Origin of the sequence: Desulfatiglans sp. (genome assembly GCA_012513605.1) — a bacterium.
Classification (GTDB): Bacteria; Desulfobacterota; DSM-4660; order Desulfatiglandales; family HGW-15; genus JAAZBV01.
Genome location: JAAZBV010000086.1, coordinates 16,505 through 40,340 on the forward strand (window position 1 = coordinate 16,505; position 23,836 = coordinate 40,340).

Genomic DNA, 23,836 nt, shown 5'->3' on the forward strand with positions numbered 1-23,836 from the left:
CTAAAACACCTGGTTGCTTATCCATATAGGATACTATTACAGGCAACAGATCATCTTTGCCTTCCTTTACCAGCAGAGGTACAACCTTTTGTTTAAAGGCGCACAGTATGTAATTCTCATTCATCCGGCTAAGGGCTGCATTCAGTCTGTTAGCCCCTTCATCTTTATCCTTTGACCGGGCGATCAGAATAAGCCAATAAGATATTGTTTATAATATTTCCCATAATCCCCAGAATTCCGGGAAGGATTTTATAACACACCCTTCATTCTTAATTATAATACCCTGAATCTTTAGACCTGCCATTGCATAGCTCATGGCAAGGCGGTGGTCATTATGCGGGTCTATCTCAGCACCATGAAGTTTTTCTCCTCCATAAATAACAAGTCCATCCTCCTTTTCCTCAACCCTGCTGCCGATAGCCCTTAACTCATTTGCAGTATCAGCTATCCTGTCACTTTCCTTGTGTCTGAGGTGCGGGACATTATTTATCTCGGTTTTTCCTTCTGCAAAAAGGGCGATAACCGCAAGGGTGGGAACCATGTCAGGCATTGTTCCCATATCAATTTTTATTCCCCTTAACTTCCCCCCACTCACTGTTACAGAATTATCTTCGCACATTACACTGCAACCCATTTGCTCCAGGATCTTTAAAAGCCCGATATCTCCCTGCCTTGTTTTAAATGGATGTATATTCTCTGTTTTAACACTGCCCCCTGTTATGGCTGCAGCGCCCCAGAAATAGGATGCTGATGAGACATCCCCCTCTATCTCATATTCGCACGCCCTGTATGATTTCCGGGAAGGGATTCTAAAAGAGAGATAATCATCACACTCCACATCTACCCCGAAATCCTTCATTACATCCAGTGTAAGATCTATATATGGCCTGGATACAAGCTCCCCTTCCACCTCTATAATAATCTCCGATTCTGCATATGGCCCTGAAAGCAGGAGTGAAGATATGTACTGGCTGCTTATGTCACCTGGAATCTTTACCTTACCGCCCTTGATCCCGCTGGCATTTATTAATACAGGTGGAAAACCTTTTTTATCTGGATATGATGAATCAACTCCTAAACTTTTCAGGGCATCAACAAGATAGGCGACTGGTCTTTGTTTCATCCTGTCACTCCCGGTAAAGAGAAATTCTCCTCTGGCGAGGGCCACTACTGATAAAAGAAGCCTGTAGGATGTACCTGAATTACCAAGGTCAATCGTCTGCTTAATGTTCGACTGGTGAAATCGCCCGCCATTACCATGCACAATTGTAATATTACCGGTGACATCAATATTTATGCCTAACTTTTGAAGCGTGCTTGCGGTATAAAGTGTATCCTCACATGATAAAAAAGATCTAAGCGTACTCTTTCCATCTGCAAGACCGGCTGCAATAAGCGCCCTGTGGGTAAGGCTTTTTGAGCCGGGGATACTCACTGTGCTGTTCAGATTATCTTTTTGTTTTATTATTTTCATCTGGCTTATCTTTTTTATCTTCGTAGGGGCGGGATTTATTCCCGACCTCTTTGCGGTGGCATATAAAATGCCACCCTACATTTCATTCATTGTAAAGATATTCTTCAACCACCTTTTTCATGACGTCCACAGGGGCATCTTTGCCAGTCCACAGCCTGAACTGATCAGCCCCCTGATAAATAAACATGCCAATCCCTTCAACTACCCTGCACCCCCTGCCTGCGGCAAGATGGAGAAGCTTAGTTGTTTTAGGATTATATATGATGTCCATTACCGTCATGCCTGGTCTTAAAGCATTTTCAGGAACAGGGCAAATATCGATAACAGGGGACATGCCCACAGGAGTGGTATTTATGAGGATATCAGCCTTTACATCGGGAACTTGCTCCATCTCTATGAATCCTGCATCAAGAGACCTGCATAATTCCATGCCTCTTTTAACTGACAGGTTAGCAATCATCAGCTTTACATTATTTTTTTTCAGAATAAATCCTATTGCCCGTGCAGCGCCCCCTGCACCAATAATGATGCAGCTCTTTCCATTTACAGAAACCACCTCTTCAAGGGCCTTTAATACGCCCGATGCATCAGTATTAAATCCTATCAGCCTGTTATTATTATTTACCACAGTATTAACAGCACCTATCTCTTTTGCAAGGGGATCAAGCTCATCCAGAAATGGCATGACTGATGACTTATAGGGGATTGTTACACTCATACCCTTTATGCCAAGGCTGCGCATCCCCTTAACAGCGCCTTCAATATCATCTGATTCAAATGTAAGATAAACTGCATTTACACCTTTTTGAGAGAAGGCAGCATTATGCATTATTGGGCCAAGGGAATGCCTGACCGGATTTCCTATAACCCCGTATAGTTCAGTATATTGATCGATCTTAAAATTCAATTATTTCACCGCCCATTCGCTAAAGCTCATTCAAGACGCAAAGAGCGCAGAGAAAATCTTTGTGTTCTCTACGTCTCCGTGGTGACCTTTTTTCATTTTATATCTTAAAATACTCAAGTAGTCGTTTCATCTCCTGAACCGGGATCTGCCCAGCAGCAGACTCTTCACCTTCTTCAAGTGAAGCAAAGGTTAAATATCCCCCCATAAGAGGACTGAACACCCTGCTCATTCGTCCCAGCGGCCCCATGCAAAACGCAATTATATCCGCGCCCATTTCCCCTGCTTCAGAAACCAGTTCCAGCATTCTCAGGTTGTCTTCAATGCTCCTGGCCATGGTGACTATCTTTACTATATCACCGCCGACCCTGATACTTTCATCAAGAAGAAATAATAAATCGCCTTCCGGTGGAGTATATTCCATTATATGTGTGGAAATAATAATACGGCTGTTTTTCCTGTTTTTAATAATCTCATTACGCAGTTTAGCAGGCATACTCAGTTCAACATCAATACAGGCCGCATTGGCATCAGCCGCACTTTTCAGGTAACTTACTATGGTTAAAGGGTCGTGCGTGCCCTGCCCTCCTTCTTTTACCGATCGATAGGTTACAATAACCGGTCTTTCTGCTGCCTGGATTATATCATGTAGATCAAATGAATCCATAAGATCAAGGCGGAGTTCAAAAATATCTGTGTGTTCTTTAGCCTCAGATATTTTTTTTAAGGCCCCCCTGGTATCTTTTGCAACTATTGGTATACAGAGTAAATATTTTTTCCTTGCCATCAATTAATTGACCCTCTTCTCTTTATAACAGCCCATAAACCTTAAACTTGAAGTTACCTTCTTTATCTGTTCCATTGAAGCAACCACCTTTTCATCCCTGTTTGAACCTATAAAATCAAGGAAAAAGGTGTAATTGCCAGCCCCGCTCTGGATCGAGCCGATACGGGTCAGGTTGATATCATGTTTTGCAAATATCTCAAGCACATTAAACAGGGTGCCCGCACGATGGGCCGTTGAAAAAAGTATTGAGCATTTATCGCCCTCTGCAACATCCTCCTTTGCCGAGAGGATAAGAAACCTGGTCATGTTTCTCTCAAAGTCATCTATATCCTCTTTAATGACCTCCAGGTCATATATCTCAGCGGAAAGTTTACTTGCAATAACCGCTGATGATTTCGGTGTCTCCTCTGCAAGCATCTTTGCTGCACCCGCAGAATCATAATACTGGAGAGGCTCAAGATGATTTCTCTCAAGAAAATTACGACACTGCCCGAGTGCCTGGGAACTTGAATATACGCTCCTGATATCACGATGGTCAGTCCCTGGAAGAGTCATAAGGCAGAGGTAAACCGGCAGCTCCACTGCACCTACAACATAGAGACCTGCATTAACGAGGAGTTCATTCACCTCGCCAACCACCCCACCAAGGGTGTTTTCAACCGCAACTATACCGTAATCAAACAACCCTTTTTTTATCCCTTCAAAAACCGCTGAATAATTTGAACAGGGAACAGATACCCATTCACTGTTCCATGCCCTTAAGGCTACTTCGCCATAGGCCCCATGCTCGCCCTGAAACCCTATCAACCTGTAATCCCTCTGCTGAAGGGCCTTGCTCTCCTTAATTATCTCTGTATAAACCTTTTCAACAAATTCGGAATTTATAAGCCCTGTTGAATTGAGCCTGATCCTTTCGATGATCTCTCTTTCCCTGTCTTTATCTTCAATGCTGGTCTTTAATTTTTTTGCCATTAATGCCAGTTCCATGCGGTAATTAAGTATCCTTAAAATCCTTGAGTCAAGAAGGTCTATCTTTTTTCTTATATCTTTTAGTTCCATCATTTGCGCCCCTATTTTTGATTATCAATCATTATCATACATTCCTGCAGTTGCCTTATCTTCTTCATCATGCTCATAAACATAGGCGGTGAAAGGCTCTGATCACCATCACAAAGGGCCTCTGCCGGATTCCGGTGTACCTCAACCATTACGCCATCTGCACCGGCTGCAATTGATGCCAGACACATCCTCTCAACAAGGCTTAACCGCCCAGTACCATGTGAAGGGTCCACAATAACAGGCAGATGTGACACCTCCTTTATTGATGGCACAATTGCAAGGTCAAGGGTGTTTCTCGTATATGATTCAAATGTCCTTATACCCCTTTCACATAAAATCACATTCGGGTTTCCCTCTGCAAGCACATACTCAGCGCAACTGAGCCACTCGCTCAGGGTAGAAAACATGCCCCTTTTAAGAAGTACCGGTTTACCTGCCTTGCCAACCTCCTTTAAAAGTGAAAAGTTCTGCATGTTCCTTGTGCCGACCTGGAGTATATCCACATACTCGCACACCCATGACACATCGCGCGGATCAAGCACCTCTGTTACAACCGGAAGACCAGATGCCTTACCTGCCTTTTCAAGTATCTGAAGTCCTTTAATCCCTAAGCCCTGAAATGCGTATGGAGATGTCCTGGGCTTGAATGCCCCGCCCCTCAATATGTCAGCGCCTGCCTCCTTTACCTTAATTGCGGTTTCAACTGCCTGTTCTTCACTCTCAATACTGCATGGGCCTGCAATAACTGTGAACCCTTGTCCGATTGTTACATCCCTAACCTTGATAAGGGTTCTAGCCTGATCCTTCGCCTTAATTGTGGTAAGTTTTAGATTTTTCATTTTTTAACCATTTAACCTCTTGGAATTCTGGGATAGGAGCCCAGTATTTTCAGGAACACACAATCTCTTTCCATCTCCCTCAGGGCGGCATCCAAATTTACATCCTCCCTGTGACCTTCTATATCTACAAAAAAGAGATATTCCCATTTTAATGTCTTTGCAGGCCTTGACTCAATCCTTGTCATGTTAATCTCCCTGTCAGCAAGCACAGAAAGACATTTGTACAGTGTGCCTGGTCTGTCTTTAAGAAAGAACATGATGGATGTCTTATCCTCCCCGGTTGGTTTCGGGCTTTCTTTTCCAATGACAAAAAACCTTGTAACATTGCTTTTATCATCCTCTATCCCCTCATAAAGGATATTAAGACCATATCTTTCAGCCGCAAAACGGCCTCCAATTGCCCCTGCATTAGGCTCCACCTTTACTGTTTTTGCAGCAAGCGCTGTACTGGAGAGCTCATAAACCTCTATTCCCGGCATATTTGATCTTAACCATGATCTGCACTGGGCAATTGCCTGTGGATGAGAGTAAACCCTGCGAATGCCATTAATACTTTTCTCTCTGCTCAAAAGGTTTTGCCTGACACTTAAATAATATTCTGCGCATATATTGACATCATATTTATTAAAGAGATCCTGTGTGATGTTTACTGTCCCTTCGCAGGAGTTTTCTATTGGTACAACACCCTGCTCACACTCGTTGTTTACAACCATTATAAAGATATCCTCAATGGTCTCCGCACCTTTAAGAAGCGTATTACCGCTGAAAAGCATGGTTGCCGCCTCGTGAGAAAATGTTGCCTCTGGGCCAAGATAGCAGACACATGATGGTTCATTTTTTTCCATTTTAAGATTCTGCATCCTGTAATTTATTATAGTTTTCCATAATCATGCTGCGGAGAAAATGATCGGCAAGCGTTATCTTAACCATTGCCTCCATAACAGGGATAACCCTTGGAATGGCCGTTACATCAAATCTGCCTGAACTCTTTATCTTTTCAGGGTTTCTATTCTTATCAACTGTATCCTGCTCTATAGCTATTGAGGGAATGGGTTTAACTGCTGCCCTGAGTATTATATCATCACCATTTGATATGCCTGCAAGTATCCCCCCTGCATTGTTTGAGCTGAAACCAGATAGCGTAAGGGGATCATTATTCTGTGACCCTTTTAGCCTTGCGGCCTCAAACCCGGCGCCTATTTCAATACCCTTGACTGCCCCTATGGACATAATGGCCTTGGCAAGGTCAGCGGAGAGTTTATCAAAGACCGGTTCACCTAAGCCCGCCGGGCACCCTTTTACCAGCACCTCAATAACCCCGCCAAGTGAATCGCCATTCGCCTTTGCCTCTGAAAGGGCTTTCTCAATTTCTTTGTATTTTTTCATGTCAGGGCAGTACAAAGGGTTATCCGCAATCACTGAAAGGTCCTTTGTCTCTATGCCTATCCCGCCCAGCTCAACAGTATAGGCAATCACCTTTATGCCTGCCTGTGAGAGGATCTTTCCTGCGATTACACCTGCCGCAACCCTTGCAGCGGTCTCCCTAGCTGAATACCTTCCTGCACCCCTGTAATCATAATGGCCATACTTCATGTGATAGGTGTAATCACCATGACCTGGCCTGAACAGGTTTTTCATGTAGTCATATGATTTAGCCCTCGCATCCCTGTTCTTTATAAAAAGGGCAATGGGCGCACCGGTTGTGCGGTCTTCAAAGACACCGGAGAGGATTTCCACATCATCCTCTTCTTTTCTGGGTGTGTCAAACTCACCTGTCCCCGGCCTTCTCCTTGCCATCTCAAGATCAAAATCTAACTTCTTCAGCATTATACTGGGGGGGCACCCATCTACAACCACACCTATCCCCTGACCATGTGATTCCCCAAAGGTTGTGATCCTGAATATCTCTCCAAATGAATTACCTGCCATTTTTTCTCCTGTCTATTGCCTTCCGACTTCTGACCTCTGACCTCTGACTCCTGACTTCTGGCTTCTGTCTTCTGACCTCTGACCTCTGACTTCTGACCTCTGTCTTGTTTTCACCCTTTCAATTACCATATCCGCCACATCATTGATATCCATTTTACCAGTATCAACTTTCATATTACATGCTTTACTGTATAAAGGCCCTCTTTTTTCCATAACCTCAGCGGTTTCATCAACAGGCTTATTACCGGTCAATGAGGGGCGGCTTTCTGTTGATCTATTATCTCCTTTAAGTCGTCTTTTTACAGTATTGATATCAGCATCCAGCCAGACGATAAAGCCATTGGCCTTCAGATTTTCCATATTGATATCACTGGTAACAGCACCCCCTCCTGTAGCGATCACAAGATTATCCTGTGCTGAGACCTCTTTTATGACCGCTTTCTCCATATCCCGGAAATATGGCCACCCCTTTTCCTTTACCATTTCATTGATACTGCACCCGGATTTTTCAGTAATCAGGTCATCTGTATCCACAAATCTCCTGCCAAGTTTATGAGCTATCAGCCTCCCGACAGATGTCTTCCCAGTACAACGATATCCGATAAGAACGATATTCATTTTTACACTGCCTCAATAAAAAAGGCCGTGAGTATTTCCACCCACGGCCTTTAATTCATAAAAAAGAAACATTAAACCATGGGCAGACCTCTTGTGCCAAAAAAGTAAAAGAAAAACTGCCATGTATCTCTTTGTTTCATAGTGTATTAACCCGCTTAAAATAAATTATTGAAATTATATGAAAACTTACTTTTTATTGTCAAGGTTAAAAATAGCTTGACAAATATTTACATGGCTAATATTTTACAACCCCATGTGCAGAGAACTTTTAAATATCACAAACATTAACTGGTGGTGGCGTACCTCTAACGTTAAGGAGTGCCTGCCAGTGTAAGCTTTTTTTATAATAACCGGGGGCATTTTCTTAAGGCCCGCGGTACAAATATTACAGGCCGTGGGTTTTAAACTCACGGCCTTTTTTTATTTCAGGAGCAGCAATTGAAAAAGAAACCTTCATTCAGTGATTTTCAGCAGATGGCGCGCCATGGCAACCTGATACCAGTATATCAGGAGTTTCTGGCAGATATAGAGACCCCTGTGTCAACATATCTTAAACTCCGTGACAGCTCATTTTCATATTTGCTCGAAAGCGCTGACGGTGGGAGCAGGTGGGGCAGGTACAGTTTTATCGGTTTTAAACCCTTTATCAGTATCCTCACCAGTGAAAACAGTGTGGAGATACATAAGGGAGATAAAAAGGAGATTATCACGGATGTAAAAAATCCATTTGATATCCTTAAGGGTATTTCCAGAAGGTATACTCCGGTCATGAGCCCTGATCTCCCTCCATTTCAGGGCGGGCTTGTAGGGTATGTTAATTATGACCTTATACGAAAATGGGAACGGCTGCCGGATATAGAGCCTCTGGATAGCTCTCTCCCTGAATCAATCTTTACTGCCAGTCAGAACCTGATCGTATTTGATCACCTTACCCACGTGATGAAGGTGATCTCCTTTGCTTATATAGAAAATGGCTGCAATATGGAGGAGTGCTATAAAAGGGCCTGCAACGAGGTAGATGAGACCATTTTCAAATTAAAAAAACCTGTCCGTGATATTGATAAGGGCGTAACAATAACTGAGCTCAAGTCTAATTTCAAGAAAGAGGTTTTTGAGGAGGCCGTAAAAAAGGCCAAGGAATATATTGTAGCTGGGGATGTAATCCAGGTTGTTATTTCACAGCAGTTTACAGGTGAAATACAGGGTGAAGATTTTCAGATTTACCGCCAGTTGAGGAGCGTTAACCCTTCTCCATACATGTTTTATCTTAATTTCGGAGACATAAAATTCATTGGGGCATCTCCTGAAATACTTGTGAGATTGACCGATGGTAAGATTGAACTCAGGCCCATAGCCGGTACCAGACCTCGCGGCGCTACTGATGAAGAAGACCTTAGACTTGAAAAAGAGCTTATGGCAGACCCAAAGGAAAGGGCAGAGCATATCATGCTTGTTGATCTAGGTAGAAATGATGCGGGTAAGGTTGCTGCGCCTGGTTCCGTAAGCGTGCCAAGACTGATGGAGATAGAACGTTATTCACATGTCATGCATATTGTCTCACGGGTTGAAGGCACCCTGAGAAAGGACAGGGATTGTTTTGACCTATTCATATCATCATTTCCGGCGGGCACTGTAAGCGGGGCGCCAAAGATAAGGGCAATGGAGATAATAAGCGAGCTTGAGCCGGGCCAGAGGGGCCCCTATGCCGGCGCAGTGGGCTACTTCGGATTCAATGGCAATATGGACTTCTGTATTACAATAAGGACAATCACCATTTCAGGCAACAGGCTCTCCATACAGGCAGGGGCAGGCATTGTAGCAGACTCAGACCCTGAAGAGGAATACAGGGAAACCATAAGAAAGGCCAGCGCAACATTTAATGCAATAGAAAGGGTAAAGGAACAATGATACTCCTCATAGATAATTACGACAGCTTTACATATAACCTTGTCCAGTTGATAGAGCCCATGGGACAGGAGGTTAAGGTGTACCGGAATGATGAGATAGATATCCCTAAAATAAACTTACTCTCCCCAGAGAGTCTGATGATCTCGCCAGGGCCATGCACCCCTGCAAAGGCAGGTATCTCGATAAAGGCCATAAAGGAGTTTGGAAAAAAGATTCCTACACTCGGGGTATGCCTGGGGCACCAGGCAATAGGCGAGGCATATGGCGGGGTTGTGATAAGGGCAGGGAGGATCATGCATGGAAAGACATCCATGATTCATCATGATGGAAAAGGGATATTTAGTGGATTACCAAACCCCTTTGAGGCGGTGAGATACCACTCTCTGATTGTTGAAAGAAAAACATTACCTGCATGTTTCGAAATAAGCGCATGGACAGATGAAGGTGAGATAATGGGTCTAAGACATAAAGAGCATCAGGTTAATGGTGTACAGTTTCACCCTGAATCCATACTAACAGATGCAGGAGACCTGCTTTTAAGTAATTTTTTGAACTTTAGGGGTAACTGATAATGATACGTGATTATATAACTAAGCTTGTAGATACCATCAGTCTTACCGAATCCGAGATGGAAACAGCAATGGATGAAATCATGTCCGGAGAGGCGACCCCTGCACAGATCGGGGCCTTTATTACCGCCTTAAGAATAAAGGGTGAGACGGTTGATGAAATAACAGGCGCAGCAAAGGTTATGCGGAAAAAGGCAACAAAGGTTAATGTATCTCCTTCAATGGCAAAAGATGGAATTATACTAGATGTTGTCGGGACAGGAGGAGATGGAGCAAGAACCTTCAATGTCTCTACAGCCGCTGCATTTGTAACTGCGGGGGCAGGCATCACAGTCGCAAAGCATGGCAACAGGGCAGTATCAAGCAGATGCGGAGCTGCCGATGTGCTGGAAAAACTGGGAGTAAACCTGAACATAAGCCCTATGGATGTGGAACGATGTATAAATGGAACAGGCATTGGGTTTCTTTTTGCTCCTCAATTTCACGGCGCCATGAAATATGCAGCAGGCCCCAGAAAAGAGATCGGCATAAGGAGTGTATTTAACCTCCTGGGTCCCCTTACCAACCCTGCAAGTGCAACAGTCCTTGTGCTCGGCGTATACAACATTAATCTGACAGAAAAGATAGCAATGGTACTTAACCGGCTCGGGGTAAAAGAGGCATTCGTTGTGTGCGGCGAAGGGAACCTTGATGAGATCAGCATATGCGGTTTTACAAAAATATCGCTTGTTAAGGATGGCAAAATAAATACCTTTGAAATAACCCCTGAAGAGGCCGGCTTTAAAAGGGCTGATATAAATGATATTGAGGGGGGTGATGCCACCTATAACGCAAGCATCATCAAAGATATACTTGATGGCATAAAGGGGCCGAAAAGGGACATGGTACTTTTTAATGCCTCTGCTGCATTTGTTGCAGCAGGTTATGCAAAGGACTTTAAAGAAGGGGTAAGGCTTGGTGAAGAGACCATAGACGCAGGAAAGGCAAAGGCAAAATTAGAGGAGTTGATCAGGTTTACGAACAGCCTATCCTGATCGATTTACCTTGCGCCTTGAGCCCTGAGCCTTGCGCCAGTTAATTATGGTTAAATAATTTATTAATAACTGAAAAGACGTAATAATCGCATTTTAATATAAGGCACCACCCATGCACCAGAAACTAAAAGAGATAATAGAGCAGAAACACAAAGAGGTAGCCATACTTAAAAAAGAGGGTATATCTCAGCCTGATATTAATATTCCTCCTTTAAGGGATTTTAAAAAGGCGATTTCTACTCCGAATAGGATCAATCTTATCTCTGAAATCAAGTTTGCGTCTCCTTCTGCAGGAACAATTCGTGAATCGGGTGACCCTGCTGAAATCGGCATTGCGTATGAAAATGCAGGTGCATCTGCAATATCCTTTCTGACTGATAAACTCTTTTTTAATGGCGATATTAAAAACCTGCCCGTTGTAAAGAATGCTGTTAAGCTCCCGATACTCAGGAAGGATTTTATCATCGATGAGATACAGGTCAGAGAGGCAGTGCTTTATGGGGCAGATGCAATTCTGTTGATTGCCCGGATACTCACAAAAAGCCAGCTCAGGGAATTACTCATACTTTGCAGAGAACATGGATTGGCTGCACTAACAGAGGTGCATGACAGGGATGATCTTGATGTTGCCATTAAATGTGGCGCTGATATTATAGGAATAAACAACCGTGACCTTGATACCTTTCATGTTGATATCAATATGACAATGGAACTTATAAAACTTGTACCAGAAGAGTGCATACTAATTAGTGAGAGCGGGATAGAGAGCGGTGATGACATCATAAGGCTTAAAGGTAAAGGGGTAAATGCAGTACTAGTAGGTTCAGCCCTCATGTCTAGCGGGGAGCCGGGAGAAAAGGTAAAAGAACTTGTGGAGGCAGGAAAAGGGAATATTCAGGAAAGAGAAATTAGGAAATAGAAAAGAGGAAAGACTACTGGGGCAGATGATGGTGAAGGTAAAGATATGCGGTATTACAACTTACGATGATGCAGCCATGGCAGCAAGCCTCGGCGCTGATGCACTCGGTTTTATTTTTGCACCAGCGAGCCCCAGAAAGATAGAACCGGTTACAGCGGCAGACATAATAAAGAGACTGCCGCCATTTATAAAAAGTGTAGGCGTATTTGTGAATGAAGATATTGAAAAGATCAGAAATATAATAGCCTGTTGCGGACTTGATGCTGTACAACTGCATGGAGACGAGACACCTGAAACATGCGAAACCCTTATGCCCAGGACAATAAAGGCCATCAGGGTAAAGGATGATACTGATATATCGCAATTAGAGGCATACAGGGGAAAGGTAAGGGCACTGCTGCTTGATACCTATTCTGAAAAGGCGGCAGGAGGGACAGGAAAAATCTTTAACTGGGACAGGGCAGTGGAGATTATTGCACTGGGTATCCCTGTAATTCTTGCGGGCGGGCTTACACCTTTAAACATAGAAGAGGCCATTAAAAAGGTCAGGCCATATGGGGTTGATTTAAACAGCGGTATTGAAAAAAGCCCGGGCAAAAAAGACCATGCGCTTATGAAGGAGCTGTTTCTAAATATGGAAGGAGTTTTTAAATGATAACAACAAAATATTATGGGAAGTTTGGCGGTGCATATATCCCTGAGATACTGGTCTCAACCTTTGAACAACTTGTAAAGGCATTTGATGAGGCCAAAAATGATCCAAACTTCTGGGATGAATATACTAATATAATGTCAAACTATTCATGCAGGCCAACACCTCTTACCTATGCGGAAAACCTTACAAAACACTTTGACGGCGCAAGGATATATATCAAGAGGGAAGACCTGAACCATACAGGCGCACATAAGGCAAATAATGTTATGGGGCAGGGGCTTTTAGTTAAGAGGATGGGTAAGACCCGTGTAATAGCTGAGACTGGTGCGGGTCAGCATGGTGTGGCAACTGCAACAATGGCAGCGAAGTTTGGTTTTGCATGCACTATCTACATGGGTGAAAAGGATGTGGAAAGACAGAGGCCAAATGTATTCTGGATGGAGAGATTAGGCGCAACAGTCGTCCCTGTAATAGACGGGACAAGGATACTTAAGGATGCCATTAATGAGGCATTCAGGGACTGGTCATCAAATATGGATAATACCCATTATGTGCTTGGCACTGTGTGCGGGGCACACCCTTTTCCTGAAATGGTTATGTATTTCCAGTCCATTATCGGAATAGAGGCGCGAAAACAGGTAATGGAAATAACAGGAAAACTTCCAAAGCGTGTATATGCCTGCGTTGGCGGAGGTTCAAACGCACTCGGTATATTCAGCGGTTTTTTAAATGACCCGGTGGAGCTTGTAGGTGTTGAGGCAGGTGGCAAAGGTATTGATTCAGGCATGCATGCATCAAGGCTCGCAAGTAAAGACGGTTCTCCGGGTATCGCACAAGGATATAAGACCTATTTTTTACAGAACAGGGATGGGCAGATGATGGAGACACACAGTGTTTCAGCAGGGCTTGATTATGTTGGGGTCTCACCAATTCTGGCCGACTTGAAGGAAAAAGGGAGGGTAAGGTTTGAAGCCGCGACCGACAAAGAGGTACTGGATGCATTCACCCTGACACTAAGGAAGGAGGGGCTTATCCCTGCCCTTGAATCTTCCCATGCCTTTGCCCAGGCATATAAAGAGGCATCATCATTAAACAGGGATGATATTATTATCATTAATCAGTCAGGTAGAGGTGACAAGGACATATTCACTGTAGCTGATGCATTTAATGACCCTGAATGGCTGAAATTTATCAAGAAAAAGGCGGGAAATTATGTCGCTTGAAAAATATATAAAAGAACAACTGGTTAAAAAAGATATCCTGCTCATGACACATATTGTGCTGGGCTACCCTTCTCTTAATGCAAGTTTCAGGATTATAGAGGCTATGGTAAAGGCCGGTGTTGATATCATGGAGCTTCAGATTCCTTTTTCCGAACCTACTGCTGACGGCCCTGTGATCGTTAAGGCAAACCAGCATGCCATTGATAATGGCACAACTGTTGAGGCATGCATGGAACTTGCAGGCAAAGCTGCCAGAACGTTTGATATTCCATTTCTCATAATGACATATTACAATGTGCCGTACCGATTTGGCATAGATAATTTTTCAAAAAAGATGGCAGAAAATAACCTTATGGGCGCCATTATCCCTGACCTGCCACCTGAAGAGGGTGCTGAGTTCCTTGCCGAGATGAATAAAAAAGATATTGCCCCTATACTTATCTTTTCTCCCACAACAACAGATGAAAGGATGGAATATCTCTCATCATACGCAAAGGGTTTCATCTACTGCGCTGCAAGGAAAGGGGTCACAGGAAAGGATACTAACTTTTCCGAAGAATTGTCAGCGTATCTTAAAAGATGCAGAAATGCCACATCACTGCCACTGGCTGTGGGCTTTGGTATAAAGCAAAAGGCTGATGTGGATTTTTTAAAGGGAAAGGCTGATATTGCAGTAATAGGGACACAGTCCATCAGGGTGATGGAGGAATCAGGTATTGATGCTGTTGGAGGATTCATAAGGGGGTTGAGATGAGGAATAGAATTCAGGAGTCAGTAGACAGAAATCAGTGTAATTTTAACCGCTAAGACGCAAAGGCCGCAAAGTTTTAATTTATCAGGATACAATCTTACTTAACAATTTTTCTTTGCGTTCTTTGAGTCTTAGCGGTTTATTCATTTTAATGTATATCCATACTTAAAGCACCTTCACAACCTCAAGCCAGCCCGGTCTCTCCTTCATTGCTTCTGTAATAGCGGCATCAGAGCCCGCAATCTTTACTGCTCCTTTATCTTTAACAGTACTGAGATATTCTGAAAAGGCGATAAAATCATCCTTTCCTGTGCTCAATATTTCATCCCTGATCTTTTGCCTATCCTCATCTGTTTCACCTGACAGATGACGAAGCATTGAGATATAACCCTTTGCATCTGGAAGCAGGTAGCTGTCCATATTGCCAATGGTGCCAATAATTGATTTTTCAAGTTCAGCCTGACTTATATCAAGCATTCCCATAAAATCAGCAGTATCATCATATGCCCTGATAGTTTTCATTATGTTGGGGTCGCGATATGATAAAAAGGTCAGCATGCCTGAAAGCCGGTCAAAGGTGCAATAGACCCCATATGCGCCCCCCTTTACCCTCACCTCATCCCACAGCCTGGATGTCCTTAAGAACCTTGTGATCACATGAATTGAGCCATTGGGTTTGTAACCATATGAACAGATATTCGTACCCTTTGCAACATAGTTCACCTGGGAAGGGATAATAATTGCCTCGCCATCAGGGAAATTATTGCACTGCCAGCTTTGTACAGGGATATCCTTCGCTGGGAAATATTTTATAAAATTAATTGTATCAGAATTCATCTCTTGCCAGATATCACGGTTTGTCGTGATATTTATGATCATATGATTTCTATTGACAAGGATCCTGCGGATCTCTTCAAGATCAGAAACCACACCCTGCCAGTCTGATTCCATCCTTTCAATGAGTTTCCTTAAAAAAAAGAGGTAAGAGATCCCACTCATCTGTTCTGCTGCCCAGTCTGCCTCATTGAAATTGGCCTTTAGCCTGAGGCTTGCTATCTGATGCCCTGAAGAAATCACCTTTTGCTCCTCCCTGGCCTTTGCCTCAAGCGCGATCTGTTTGAACCTATCAAGATTATCCAGTTTAACATCTAATAAAATATCACGGAATATCTCAAAAAGATCGTCTGTTTTAGATTGCATTGCCTTGCCGCGAAGAAACATGTAAGCCCCGCTCTCTCTTAACCCTTTTCTGCTGGAGGTATGAAATATCGGCCTTATGCCACCAGTCTTTCTGCTTATATGCTGTGAGAGGGAGATATAATCTTCCTTACTGGTACCCATCTCCAGAAGCGCCCTTCCAAAGAGATGTGAATATGGTAGAAATCTCTGTGGGAGTAGATGGAGGTCTAATCCAATATCAACATAAACTATGCCGTTGGTAAAAAAATCATGATACATAATCCTTGTCCCGATCTCTTCTGACTCTTCACATGGAAAAATCCTGTTCTCCCTTTCCATATCTGAGAGTTTAAGAACAGGGATAGAGGCAATATTTTCAGGGGTATCAGCCCTTTCCTGAAGCCCTTTAAGAGTACGGACATCATGTAAAATTTTCTGACTTTCAGAGTCACTTAATCTTTCCAGGTATTCAGCCAGAACTTTTTCCTGGGCATTTTTCTCTTTTTCAATAAGGCCCTTTTCAGGCCTGAGGATTACAGTTGTTCTGTGAGGATTATCGAGAAGATACCTTTCTATCACCTCTTCAAAATAGCGTGGATTATCTCTTATGGCAGATTTTACATCGCTTAATGGCCTTTCAAAGGCTACAAGCGCCAGGGGGTCAAGATTATACAACCACGAATTAAGTGCCCTCAGCATTAATACAAGCCCTCTTGGATAGCTCCCGGTATTATTCTCTCTGAGGGCAAACTCAATAGTATTAAGCGCAGCATCAATATCGTTCCTGTTAATCCCATTTACGGCAAGAGATCTCAGGGTCTGGGTTATCAGGTTCTGTGCCCGGTCAATATTTTCAGGGGCTATCCCCTTCAGCCCTGTGGAAAAATAGGGTTGAATCAGATCGGACTCAAGACCCACACCTGCAAGGTCTTCGCCAAGCCCTGACTCTATAAGCGCCTTTCTTAATGGAGAACCGGGCATACCTAGCAGGATATATTCAAGCAGGTACATTGCAAAGACATTGGCCGGGTCATCACCCTGTGGCAGAAGCCAGTTGACAGTGAACCTGGCCTTGTGATCCTGATTATCATCACCCGGATCATATGACCTGATTAACCTTACCGGGGAGCTGAAGGGTTTCTGTTTTAGGATCCTTGAATCAATCTCATTTTTATCAAAGAGCTTAAGGTATTCATCAATTATCGTCAGCCTCTTTTCAGGGTCATCATCACCATAAAAATAAATTCTTGCGTTGGAGGGATGATAATATTTTTCATGAAACTCTTTGAATTTTTCAAAGGTGAGGTCAGGTATCTTTTTCGGGTCACCTCCTGAATCAAAGGCATATGCATTATCAGAAAAGAGGGACTGCATGGTGTAATCATGCAGGATACTATCAGGTGATGAATATGCACCCTTCATCTCGCTGTATACAACACCCTTGATATCAAGCGGCCCTTCAAGGGTTGACAGCTCATAATGCCACCCCTCCTGCATAAGTTTATAGGGCGTAAGGTCAGGGAAAAACACGGCATCAAGATATACATCAACAAGGTTGTAAAAATCCTGTAGATTCTGGCTTGCCACCGGGTAGCATGTCTTGTCAGGAAAGGTCATTGCGTTTAAAAAGGTCTGGAGTGAACTCTTCATCAACTCAACAAATGGCTCTTTTACAGGATATTTTCTGGAACCGCAGAGGACAGAATGCTCCAGTATATGTGGCAGCCCTGTTGAGTCATTTGGCGGGGTGCGGAATGTTATGCCAAATACCTTGTTTTCATCATCATTAACAAGCGAAAGGATCTCCGCACCTGTCTTTTTATGCCTGTAATAACAGGCAAGGGTGCTGATCTCTGGGATATCCTGTTTTTTTATTAATTCATAGTTGTTATTCATCATATATTTTTCAATAGCCTCGGAAAACTAGATTTTTTCAGTTCTTATTTTATAGGGCTAAAGCCTTTAAGGTCGCTCTACCAGTGCATTTGAAGGCCATAATCCTTATATTCATTAAATGAATTGTCTTTTGAGATAAGAATCCTTTTTTGCTGTATTGCCTGCCATATTAACAGGCGATCAAAGGCGTCACGATGACCCAGTCTGGGGAGTTTATAAAAGGTTGCGACCTCATCAGGGCTAATCTGTGCAATCTCAAAACCTGTTTTATTTGCAAAGCCAGGCAGGTCATCAGGTTTAATGCCTGAAAGATCCAGTTTGCCTATTGAATACTTGAGGGATATCTCCCAGAATGTAATCACACTGACAGCAATACTATTTTCCTGGGAAATGATTGTCTGGATAGTTGCTTTACTCAACTTATCAGGATTAAAGAGCGCCCACAAAAAGGCATGAGTATCAAGGATATATTTCATAAGGAAAGAAACTCATCATCACTTATTTTAAAATCTTTGTGAATATTGCAATTACCGATACCTTTTAAGATACCCAATTTTCTTTCAGGCTTATTTTTGTATTTAGCATATGGTATTAGTACTGCTATCTTTTCCTTTTTCTTGCCATAGCTGACAATTATCTCCCTGCCCTGCCGCAACTCTCCGATTATTTCTGAAAACCGGGATTTCATTTCACCAATAGAAAATGTCTCCATTGATATCCTCCATTTAGACCTGTTAAAACCTGAGTTAAGAATAGGTTTTTCTGGTCAACTTGTCAAGAATGATAAGGAGTAGCTTCCTGCTTGCCAAACAAAAAAGCCGGTTTTAAACCGGCTTTTTTAGAAAGTAAAGATTGTAAAAAAGTATCTTATGGATTTTGAGATTCTTGTGTCTCTTCACCAGCCTTCATGAAATCACCAAGATACATATTGACCATAACCTGTTTTGAATAGACAAGCTTGATTCTTTCAAGCAGGTCATCATCAGGTATGTCCTTTAACGCAGGATATCGGTCTTTTAGCTTTTTAAGGCCAAGGTTTGAATCAACCTTTGGGATCGGGAGCTTCATGTTTATTGCCTCCCCAAGGGTTTTATCCACCAACTCCCAGTTTTCATCCATATCACTCATCTTCTTCCAGTTATTATCTACAAGCCTCCATGCGTCGCCTGTCCACTTGTCTACCTTCATAGTAAGGGCTGCTGTCTTTTTTATTTCATACCTGGGGGCAAAATAATTGAAGAAAAAATAAGAGATAACAACACCAATAATGATCCCCAAAAACAGTGTTTTTTTTCCGTTTTTCATGAAGCTCTCTCCTGTTCTATATATTCCGGCAGAATCTCTTTAAGGGCTTGCCTTATGCCCTCACCATCCTGCTTTTCCATCAGGCTCTCCATTTTTTCAAGCCTTCCATTGAGTATGGTAAGGTCGCAGGAAGTGCCCTTTAAAACCATTATCTTCTTATGGGATGTATTTACTATCCCCTCGCCCTCTGTGATCAATTCCTCATAGAGCTTTTCACCGGGCCTTAAACCTACAAATTTGATATCTATATCCCTGTATGGTTCAAAACCGGAAAGACGTATCAGGTCTTCTGCCATTTCGGCTATTTTAATGGGCACACCCATATCAAGTATAAATATCTCGCCTCCATTACCCATTGAACCTGCCTGAAGTATAAGCTGGCACGCCTCAGGTATGGTCATAAAAAACCTGGTTATTTCACGATGTGTTACTGTTACAGGACCACCCTTTTCTATCTGCCTCTTAAATAGGGGGATTACACTCCCGACACTGCCTACCACATTCCCGAACCTTACAGTAATAAACTTTGTATCAGTGAGGTTGCATCCATTCTGCGCCTGGATCATCAGCTCAGCCACCCTTTTTGAGGAGCCCATAACATTTGCCGGCCTTACCGCCTTATCAGTGGATACAAAAACAAATCTCTCAACCCCTGCATTATTGGCAGCAGCAATCACATTCCTTGTTCCAAGTATGTTGTTACCGACTGCCTCCCAGGGATTATGCTCGAGCATGGGTACATGCTTATACGCAGCCGCGTGAAACACTACCTCAGGCATGGTATCTGTAAATGCCTTTTCAAGCTTACAGGTATCTGTAATATCAGCTAGCCTTGGGATAATGGTTACATTCGGGAAACGCTCTTTCAGCTCCAGATCAATCTCATAAAGCGGGCTTTCAGCACGTTCATAGAGCACAAGGCTTTCAGGCGAGAACCTGCATACCTGCCTGCACAGTTCAGAACCTATTGAACCGCCAGCACCTGTAATAAGCACCCTTTTACCCTTGAGGTAGGCACCTATCCTCTCCTCATCCAGCTTCACAGGCTCTCTGCCGATAAGGTCATTATATGAAACATCCCTTATGGCCTTAATCGTCACCTTACCATTGATAAGCTCACCCATGCCTGGGACAGTCTTATATGGCACACCGCTTTTTTCGCACAGTTTAACAATCTCCCGCATCTCCCTGGCAGCAATGGATGGCATGGCAATCAGTAGCTCCTGTGCCTCCATCTGCTCGACATAATAACCTATCTCATTCCTATTACCCAGCACAGGTATACCATGTATATGCCTGCTTGCCTTATTGGGGTCATCATCAATATAACCCATGATCCTGTATCCAAGATTCGGATTATCATGTATTTCACGGCTGATCTTTTCTGCGCAATCACCGGCGCCGATTATAATAAGCCTTTTACCCTTCCTGCCAGGTTTTACAAGGGCCTTTAAAAAATTGATACTCCTTACCCCTGCTGATTCATCACCTGCGCCTAACCAGTAATAGAGCCTTATAGCAACACGGCTACCAGCTACACAGAGGAGTGTAAGAACCCAGTCAATAATGAATATTGATCGCGAGAACCCTCCCAGCCTGTGTGTAAAAAAGGTAAGGAGTATAACAATCAGTGATGCAATACTGGCAGCCTTAAGGATAGAAAGCAGGTCTGCAAGGCTTGTATATCTCCACATACCCTCATAAAGATTAAAGAGGTAGAAGATTATAATTTTAGTAATTATAACAAAGGGAATAAAACGATGAAGTATTGATAATGAGCTTTCAGGTATAGCAAAGTTATACCTGAGCAAATGGGCAAAATACCAGGAAAAGCCAATGAGGATAATATCAATAAGAAAGATAATGAAAAAATTTTTATATAAAAATCTGGGCATTAGTCTTTTATCTCTTTATAGTATTTCGATGAATATATAAAAATATTATCCACACATTCCAGCAATGGTGGCGTAAGGGTCAACACACTTTTATATATGTCATATATTGTATCTGATTTATATTCATGTGAGATTTCATTTCTGAGAAGTCTTATCTTTACAAAATCATCAGCGGATTTAATAATCCCTTTCTTTTCCGCCCTGTTTATGCGATCTCTAATAGTCCCTTCATCTTCAAGATCCAGGGCATCAAAATACCTTAAAATCTTTTGAATTATCAGATCACTCAACCTCGCAAATCGGCTGGTAAGGGCCTCAAAGCTTTCAAGTTCATCATTTGTTAAATCATCTCTCAGGCCAATTAAAGAACATTTTTTATAGGAGTATTGAAAAATATCATTGGCTTTTTCAAGTTCTTTCAACTCATTTTTCATGATTTCAAATAAATTACTCATTGTAGCCTGACACCTTTCTCAAGAGCTAATTTCACAAATGGATCACCCCTGTGTCTTGCTATCAAAAGGTCAACCTTCTGCTCCTCTATCCTTTCAAACAGTGCAGCCTTGATAGCAAGCTTATCAAAAAATTCTAATTGATCTGATAACACTAAAATATCTATATCTCCTCCCTTTTTCAGCATATCTGTCCTTGATCCAAATAAATAAACCTCAGCATGAGGATCTAACTTTCTTACTGATTCTAAAATTGCTCTCTTTTCTTTTTCTGTTAACCGCATATTATAATTATTACCAAAGCCCTTATTCCAGGTAAATGAATTTGCCTGTCAGTTTTTTATCTCATCTGATTCATTTTTAAATTTTCCAGGCATAAGCTCACCGGCTATGCTGTAAAGATCCTTCCAGTGGGAGATTGTCTGCCCCACGTCCCTTGTCCAGGGTGATATACCATAATTAAGTGTCTTTGTTGAGTCCTTTGTATAAAACATCCTTAATGGTACCCTCATGTAAACACCCTTATGGTTATAGTCATCATTAAACACGGGCTGATTGATATTGTCCGTATCAGTAAAGGTCATAAACATGCCAAGTATAACACCCGTCTTGTATCTCCGGTTTATGTCAAATTTCCAGCCCACATCACCGGCTAAGAACCTTCCGTACTGTGTCTTAAATGTTATGTCAAGACCAGGGTAATAATAATAAGCATTACCCAGCAGTGTGTATCTGTCCACATCCATCAATTCAAACAGTTTTTTAGGTACACGTTTTTTAACCCAGTCTGCTTCAACGCCCAGTGCCGCCCTGCCATCGCCAATAAAATAGAGAGACTCACCGCCCACTCCGGCATACATTAAATCAAAATATCCCAGACTTACACGGCTGAACCACCTGTCAGAGAGGCGCAGGATCTGATTAATCATTAATCTGTCAAAAGTGTAATTGTCCTTTTTATACTTGGATATATCACTCCTCACAACATCATGGGGCAACTCTTCTGCTGTAGGAGATGAAATATTGGAATAGAAAGGCACAGTAAACCGTGCATAGGCAGATGCGCCTTTCCAGAGATCAAATGTAACATAGGGCGCTACACCTGCTGAAAACTTCCAGAAACCTGAAGGGTCATTCCAGTAAATATCAAGATCAGGGCTTATTTCCCATTCAAAATTAAAATCCTTTTTGTCTGAAACCTTCAAATAATTCTTCGCATCAGTCTCTGCAATACCATTTGTAATCTCTACCTTAAGTAGCTTATTCACAAAGGTCTCTTCAGGAATATCACCCAGGATGTATTTATCCATATGGTCAGGTTTTACTGAAATTTTCAGGATAGGGAAATCACCTTTTTTTACAACCGCAGTTAAAAGCCGGGTATCATGAGGTGAATTGAAAAGCATGTGTCTTAATACCCTTCCAACCGCTTTTTGATTGGAGAGATATCTATTATTCTGAAATTCACAGATGATATCCTTTCCATCTGTATAAATCGCTACATCACCAAAACCTGCCTTTTTTACAGCATCATATATGGACTGGATTATCGCCCTGTTATCCCGCTCATTAAAGGGCCTTCTATCTACCGGTAAAAGAGGAGCTGGATCAGGGGCCTGTGGGAGCACCTGATCGCCCAAAAGAGAACCTACACTGAGGGAGAGGCCCAGAGTATCCCCACGCTGAAAGGATATCCCCATATCAATGCCCTTTATTATCCTTGCCCTTAAACCAACATTGACAGGCGTCTTGGCGCCCTGAGGCACACCACGAGCGCTTGGGACATCCTCTTCATATTTGATGGGGTTATATTCTGCCATGAACATGAACCTGTCACTCAGCTCAAACTCAAAACCCCCAAAAAGGCTGTACCTGTCTGTGAAAAATTTCACCTGACCTCCGCTGAACCTTTTACTCCCAATCCCAAATGTAAGATCAAGGGGATACACCTGACGGCTCATAACAATGTATTCGCTAGTAAAAAGGCCAGTGCCATGAAAGTCATTAAAACCGATAGCAACAGCAGGCAATTCCCTTGATTCAGCAAATAATTGATACTTTATATCAAATGCCTTGTCTTTATTTGAACCATAGTTCTCTGTAAGAGCAGGTATATTTGTTATTGCTGTCAATCTACCTGAAAACTCTAAACCCGGGAGTAAACCTATCCCTGCATTGATCCACCTGTAGGGTGAAGCAACAGCTCCACTGAATCTCACTACTCCATCATCCAGTATCCTTGCATTGGGGATCTCCATAAGGCCTGTACCGCCCCAGTTTGATGTATTTACAAACTGCCGGTCAGATGAAAATGAGATTTCAGCAGTAAAAAGCAGTATTAATGTCAATACAGAAAGAACAAAATTTGAAAGCCGGAAATTTAATTTATTCATAATGCTGATCAATGATTATTATTTTTTACAGATTGTAAAACCAGAGC

At 42.6% G+C, this 23,836-nt stretch carries 23 protein-coding genes; 7 read left to right on the forward strand and 16 right to left on the reverse strand.

From position 1 onward, the window contains the following. Positions 1-208: 208 nt before the first annotated feature. The 8 genes from aroA to GX654_11230 form a co-directional block, all read right to left on the reverse strand. The gene (gene aroA, locus GX654_11195) at positions 209-1,474 is read right to left on the reverse strand and encodes a 3-phosphoshikimate 1-carboxyvinyltransferase (protein NLD37423.1); all 1,266 of its coding nucleotides are present in this window, start codon (positions 1,472-1,474) and stop codon (positions 209-211) included. Positions 1,475-1,556: 82 nt separating this feature from the next. Further along, positions 1,557-2,369 (reverse strand): shikimate dehydrogenase, encoded by an 813-nt coding sequence (locus GX654_11200; protein NLD37424.1) that lies wholly within the window; start codon positions 2,367-2,369, stop codon positions 1,557-1,559. 109 nt (positions 2,370-2,478) lie between these two features. Continuing rightward, the gene (gene aroD, locus GX654_11205; GenBank protein ID NLD37425.1) at positions 2,479-3,165 is read right to left on the reverse strand and encodes a type I 3-dehydroquinate dehydratase; all 687 of its coding nucleotides are present in this window, start codon (positions 3,163-3,165) and stop codon (positions 2,479-2,481) included. A 3-nt stretch (positions 3,166-3,168) separates the two neighbouring features. Then, entirely contained in the window at positions 3,169-4,224 is a 1,056-nt protein-coding gene (locus GX654_11210) for a bifunctional chorismate mutase/prephenate dehydratase (protein NLD37426.1), read from the reverse strand. A gap of 11 nt (positions 4,225-4,235) precedes the next feature. Continuing rightward, positions 4,236-5,063 (reverse strand): 3-deoxy-7-phosphoheptulonate synthase, encoded by an 828-nt coding sequence (aroF, locus tag GX654_11215; GenBank protein NLD37427.1) that lies wholly within the window; start codon positions 5,061-5,063, stop codon positions 4,236-4,238. A gap of 11 nt (positions 5,064-5,074) precedes the next feature. Beyond that, positions 5,075-5,908, reverse strand: coding sequence for a prephenate dehydratase (gene pheA, locus GX654_11220; GenBank protein NLD37428.1), 834 nt, complete (start codon positions 5,906-5,908; stop codon positions 5,075-5,077). 1 nt (position 5,909) lies between these two features. Continuing rightward, positions 5,910-6,992 (reverse strand): chorismate synthase, encoded by a 1,083-nt coding sequence (gene aroC / locus GX654_11225; protein NLD37429.1) that lies wholly within the window; start codon positions 6,990-6,992, stop codon positions 5,910-5,912. 12 nt (positions 6,993-7,004) lie between these two features. Then, positions 7,005-7,610 (reverse strand): shikimate kinase, encoded by a 606-nt coding sequence (locus GX654_11230; GenBank protein ID NLD37430.1) that lies wholly within the window; start codon positions 7,608-7,610, stop codon positions 7,005-7,007. Between the two features lie 474 nt (positions 7,611-8,084). On the opposite strand from GX654_11230, the gene trpE reads away from it, so the two are divergent. The 7 genes from trpE to GX654_11265 all read left to right on the forward strand — a co-directional run bounded on the left by trpE (position 8,085) and on the right by GX654_11265 (position 14,672). Next, the gene (gene trpE / locus GX654_11235) at positions 8,085-9,518 is read left to right on the forward strand and encodes an anthranilate synthase component I (GenBank protein NLD37431.1); all 1,434 of its coding nucleotides are present in this window, start codon (positions 8,085-8,087) and stop codon (positions 9,516-9,518) included. After that, positions 9,515-10,087, forward strand: coding sequence for an aminodeoxychorismate/anthranilate synthase component II (locus GX654_11240; protein NLD37432.1), 573 nt, complete (start codon positions 9,515-9,517; stop codon positions 10,085-10,087). Before trpE ends, GX654_11240 begins: the two co-directional genes overlap by 4 nt. Positions 10,088-10,089: 2 nt before the next feature. Further along, complete coding sequence (gene trpD / locus GX654_11245) at positions 10,090-11,121, forward strand: anthranilate phosphoribosyltransferase (GenBank protein ID NLD37433.1); 1,032 nt, start codon at positions 10,090-10,092, stop codon at positions 11,119-11,121. Between the two features lie 112 nt (positions 11,122-11,233). Next, positions 11,234-12,040: an indole-3-glycerol phosphate synthase TrpC gene (gene trpC, locus GX654_11250; protein NLD37434.1), complete on the forward strand. Its 807-nt coding sequence runs from the start codon at positions 11,234-11,236 to the stop codon at positions 12,038-12,040. Between the two features lie 28 nt (positions 12,041-12,068). Then, positions 12,069-12,695 (forward strand): phosphoribosylanthranilate isomerase, encoded by a 627-nt coding sequence (locus GX654_11255; GenBank protein ID NLD37435.1) that lies wholly within the window; start codon positions 12,069-12,071, stop codon positions 12,693-12,695. Then, complete coding sequence (gene trpB, locus GX654_11260) at positions 12,692-13,918, forward strand: tryptophan synthase subunit beta (GenBank protein ID NLD37436.1); 1,227 nt, start codon at positions 12,692-12,694, stop codon at positions 13,916-13,918. The genes GX654_11255 and trpB overlap by 4 nt, the downstream gene beginning before the upstream one ends. After that, positions 13,908-14,672, forward strand: a complete 765-nt coding sequence (locus GX654_11265; GenBank protein ID NLD37437.1) for a tryptophan synthase subunit alpha — start codon at positions 13,908-13,910, stop codon at positions 14,670-14,672. Before trpB ends, GX654_11265 begins: the two co-directional genes overlap by 11 nt. A 162-nt stretch (positions 14,673-14,834) precedes the next feature. Here the strand turns inward: GX654_11265 and GX654_11270 are convergent, their stop codons facing one another. The 8 genes from GX654_11270 to GX654_11305 all read right to left on the reverse strand — a co-directional run bounded on the left by GX654_11270 (position 14,835) and on the right by GX654_11305 (position 23,789). Continuing rightward, a complete protein-coding gene (locus tag GX654_11270; GenBank protein ID NLD37438.1) occupies positions 14,835-17,744 on the reverse strand; it encodes a peptidase M16 in 2,910 nt (969 codons plus the stop codon). A gap of 77 nt (positions 17,745-17,821) precedes the next feature. Then, positions 17,822-18,220 (reverse strand): type II toxin-antitoxin system VapC family toxin, encoded by a 399-nt coding sequence (locus GX654_11275; protein ID NLD37439.1) that lies wholly within the window; start codon positions 18,218-18,220, stop codon positions 17,822-17,824. Then, positions 18,217-18,456 carry a type II toxin-antitoxin system Phd/YefM family antitoxin gene (locus GX654_11280; protein NLD37440.1) on the reverse strand — a complete coding sequence of 80 codons (240 nt, stop codon included), beginning with the start codon at positions 18,454-18,456 and terminating at the stop codon, positions 18,217-18,219. The genes GX654_11275 and GX654_11280 overlap by 4 nt, the downstream gene beginning before the upstream one ends. A 155-nt stretch (positions 18,457-18,611) precedes the next feature. Further along, the gene (locus GX654_11285) at positions 18,612-19,049 is read right to left on the reverse strand and encodes a hypothetical protein (protein ID NLD37441.1); all 438 of its coding nucleotides are present in this window, start codon (positions 19,047-19,049) and stop codon (positions 18,612-18,614) included. Beyond that, positions 19,046-20,944 (reverse strand): polysaccharide biosynthesis protein, encoded by a 1,899-nt coding sequence (locus tag GX654_11290; GenBank protein ID NLD37442.1) that lies wholly within the window; start codon positions 20,942-20,944, stop codon positions 19,046-19,048. Before GX654_11290 ends, GX654_11285 begins: the two co-directional genes overlap by 4 nt. Beyond that, positions 20,944-21,399 carry a hypothetical protein gene (locus tag GX654_11295; GenBank protein ID NLD37443.1) on the reverse strand — a complete coding sequence of 152 codons (456 nt, stop codon included), beginning with the start codon at positions 21,397-21,399 and terminating at the stop codon, positions 20,944-20,946. Before GX654_11295 ends, GX654_11290 begins: the two co-directional genes overlap by 1 nt. After that, positions 21,396-21,680, reverse strand: a complete 285-nt coding sequence (locus GX654_11300; GenBank protein ID NLD37444.1) for a nucleotidyltransferase domain-containing protein — start codon at positions 21,678-21,680, stop codon at positions 21,396-21,398. Before GX654_11300 ends, GX654_11295 begins: the two co-directional genes overlap by 4 nt. 48 nt (positions 21,681-21,728) lie before the next feature. Further along, on the reverse strand, positions 21,729-23,789 hold the full coding sequence (locus GX654_11305) for a YjbH domain-containing protein (protein NLD37445.1): 2,061 nt from the start codon (positions 23,787-23,789) through the stop codon (positions 21,729-21,731). Between the last annotated feature and the right edge of the window lie 47 nt (positions 23,790-23,836).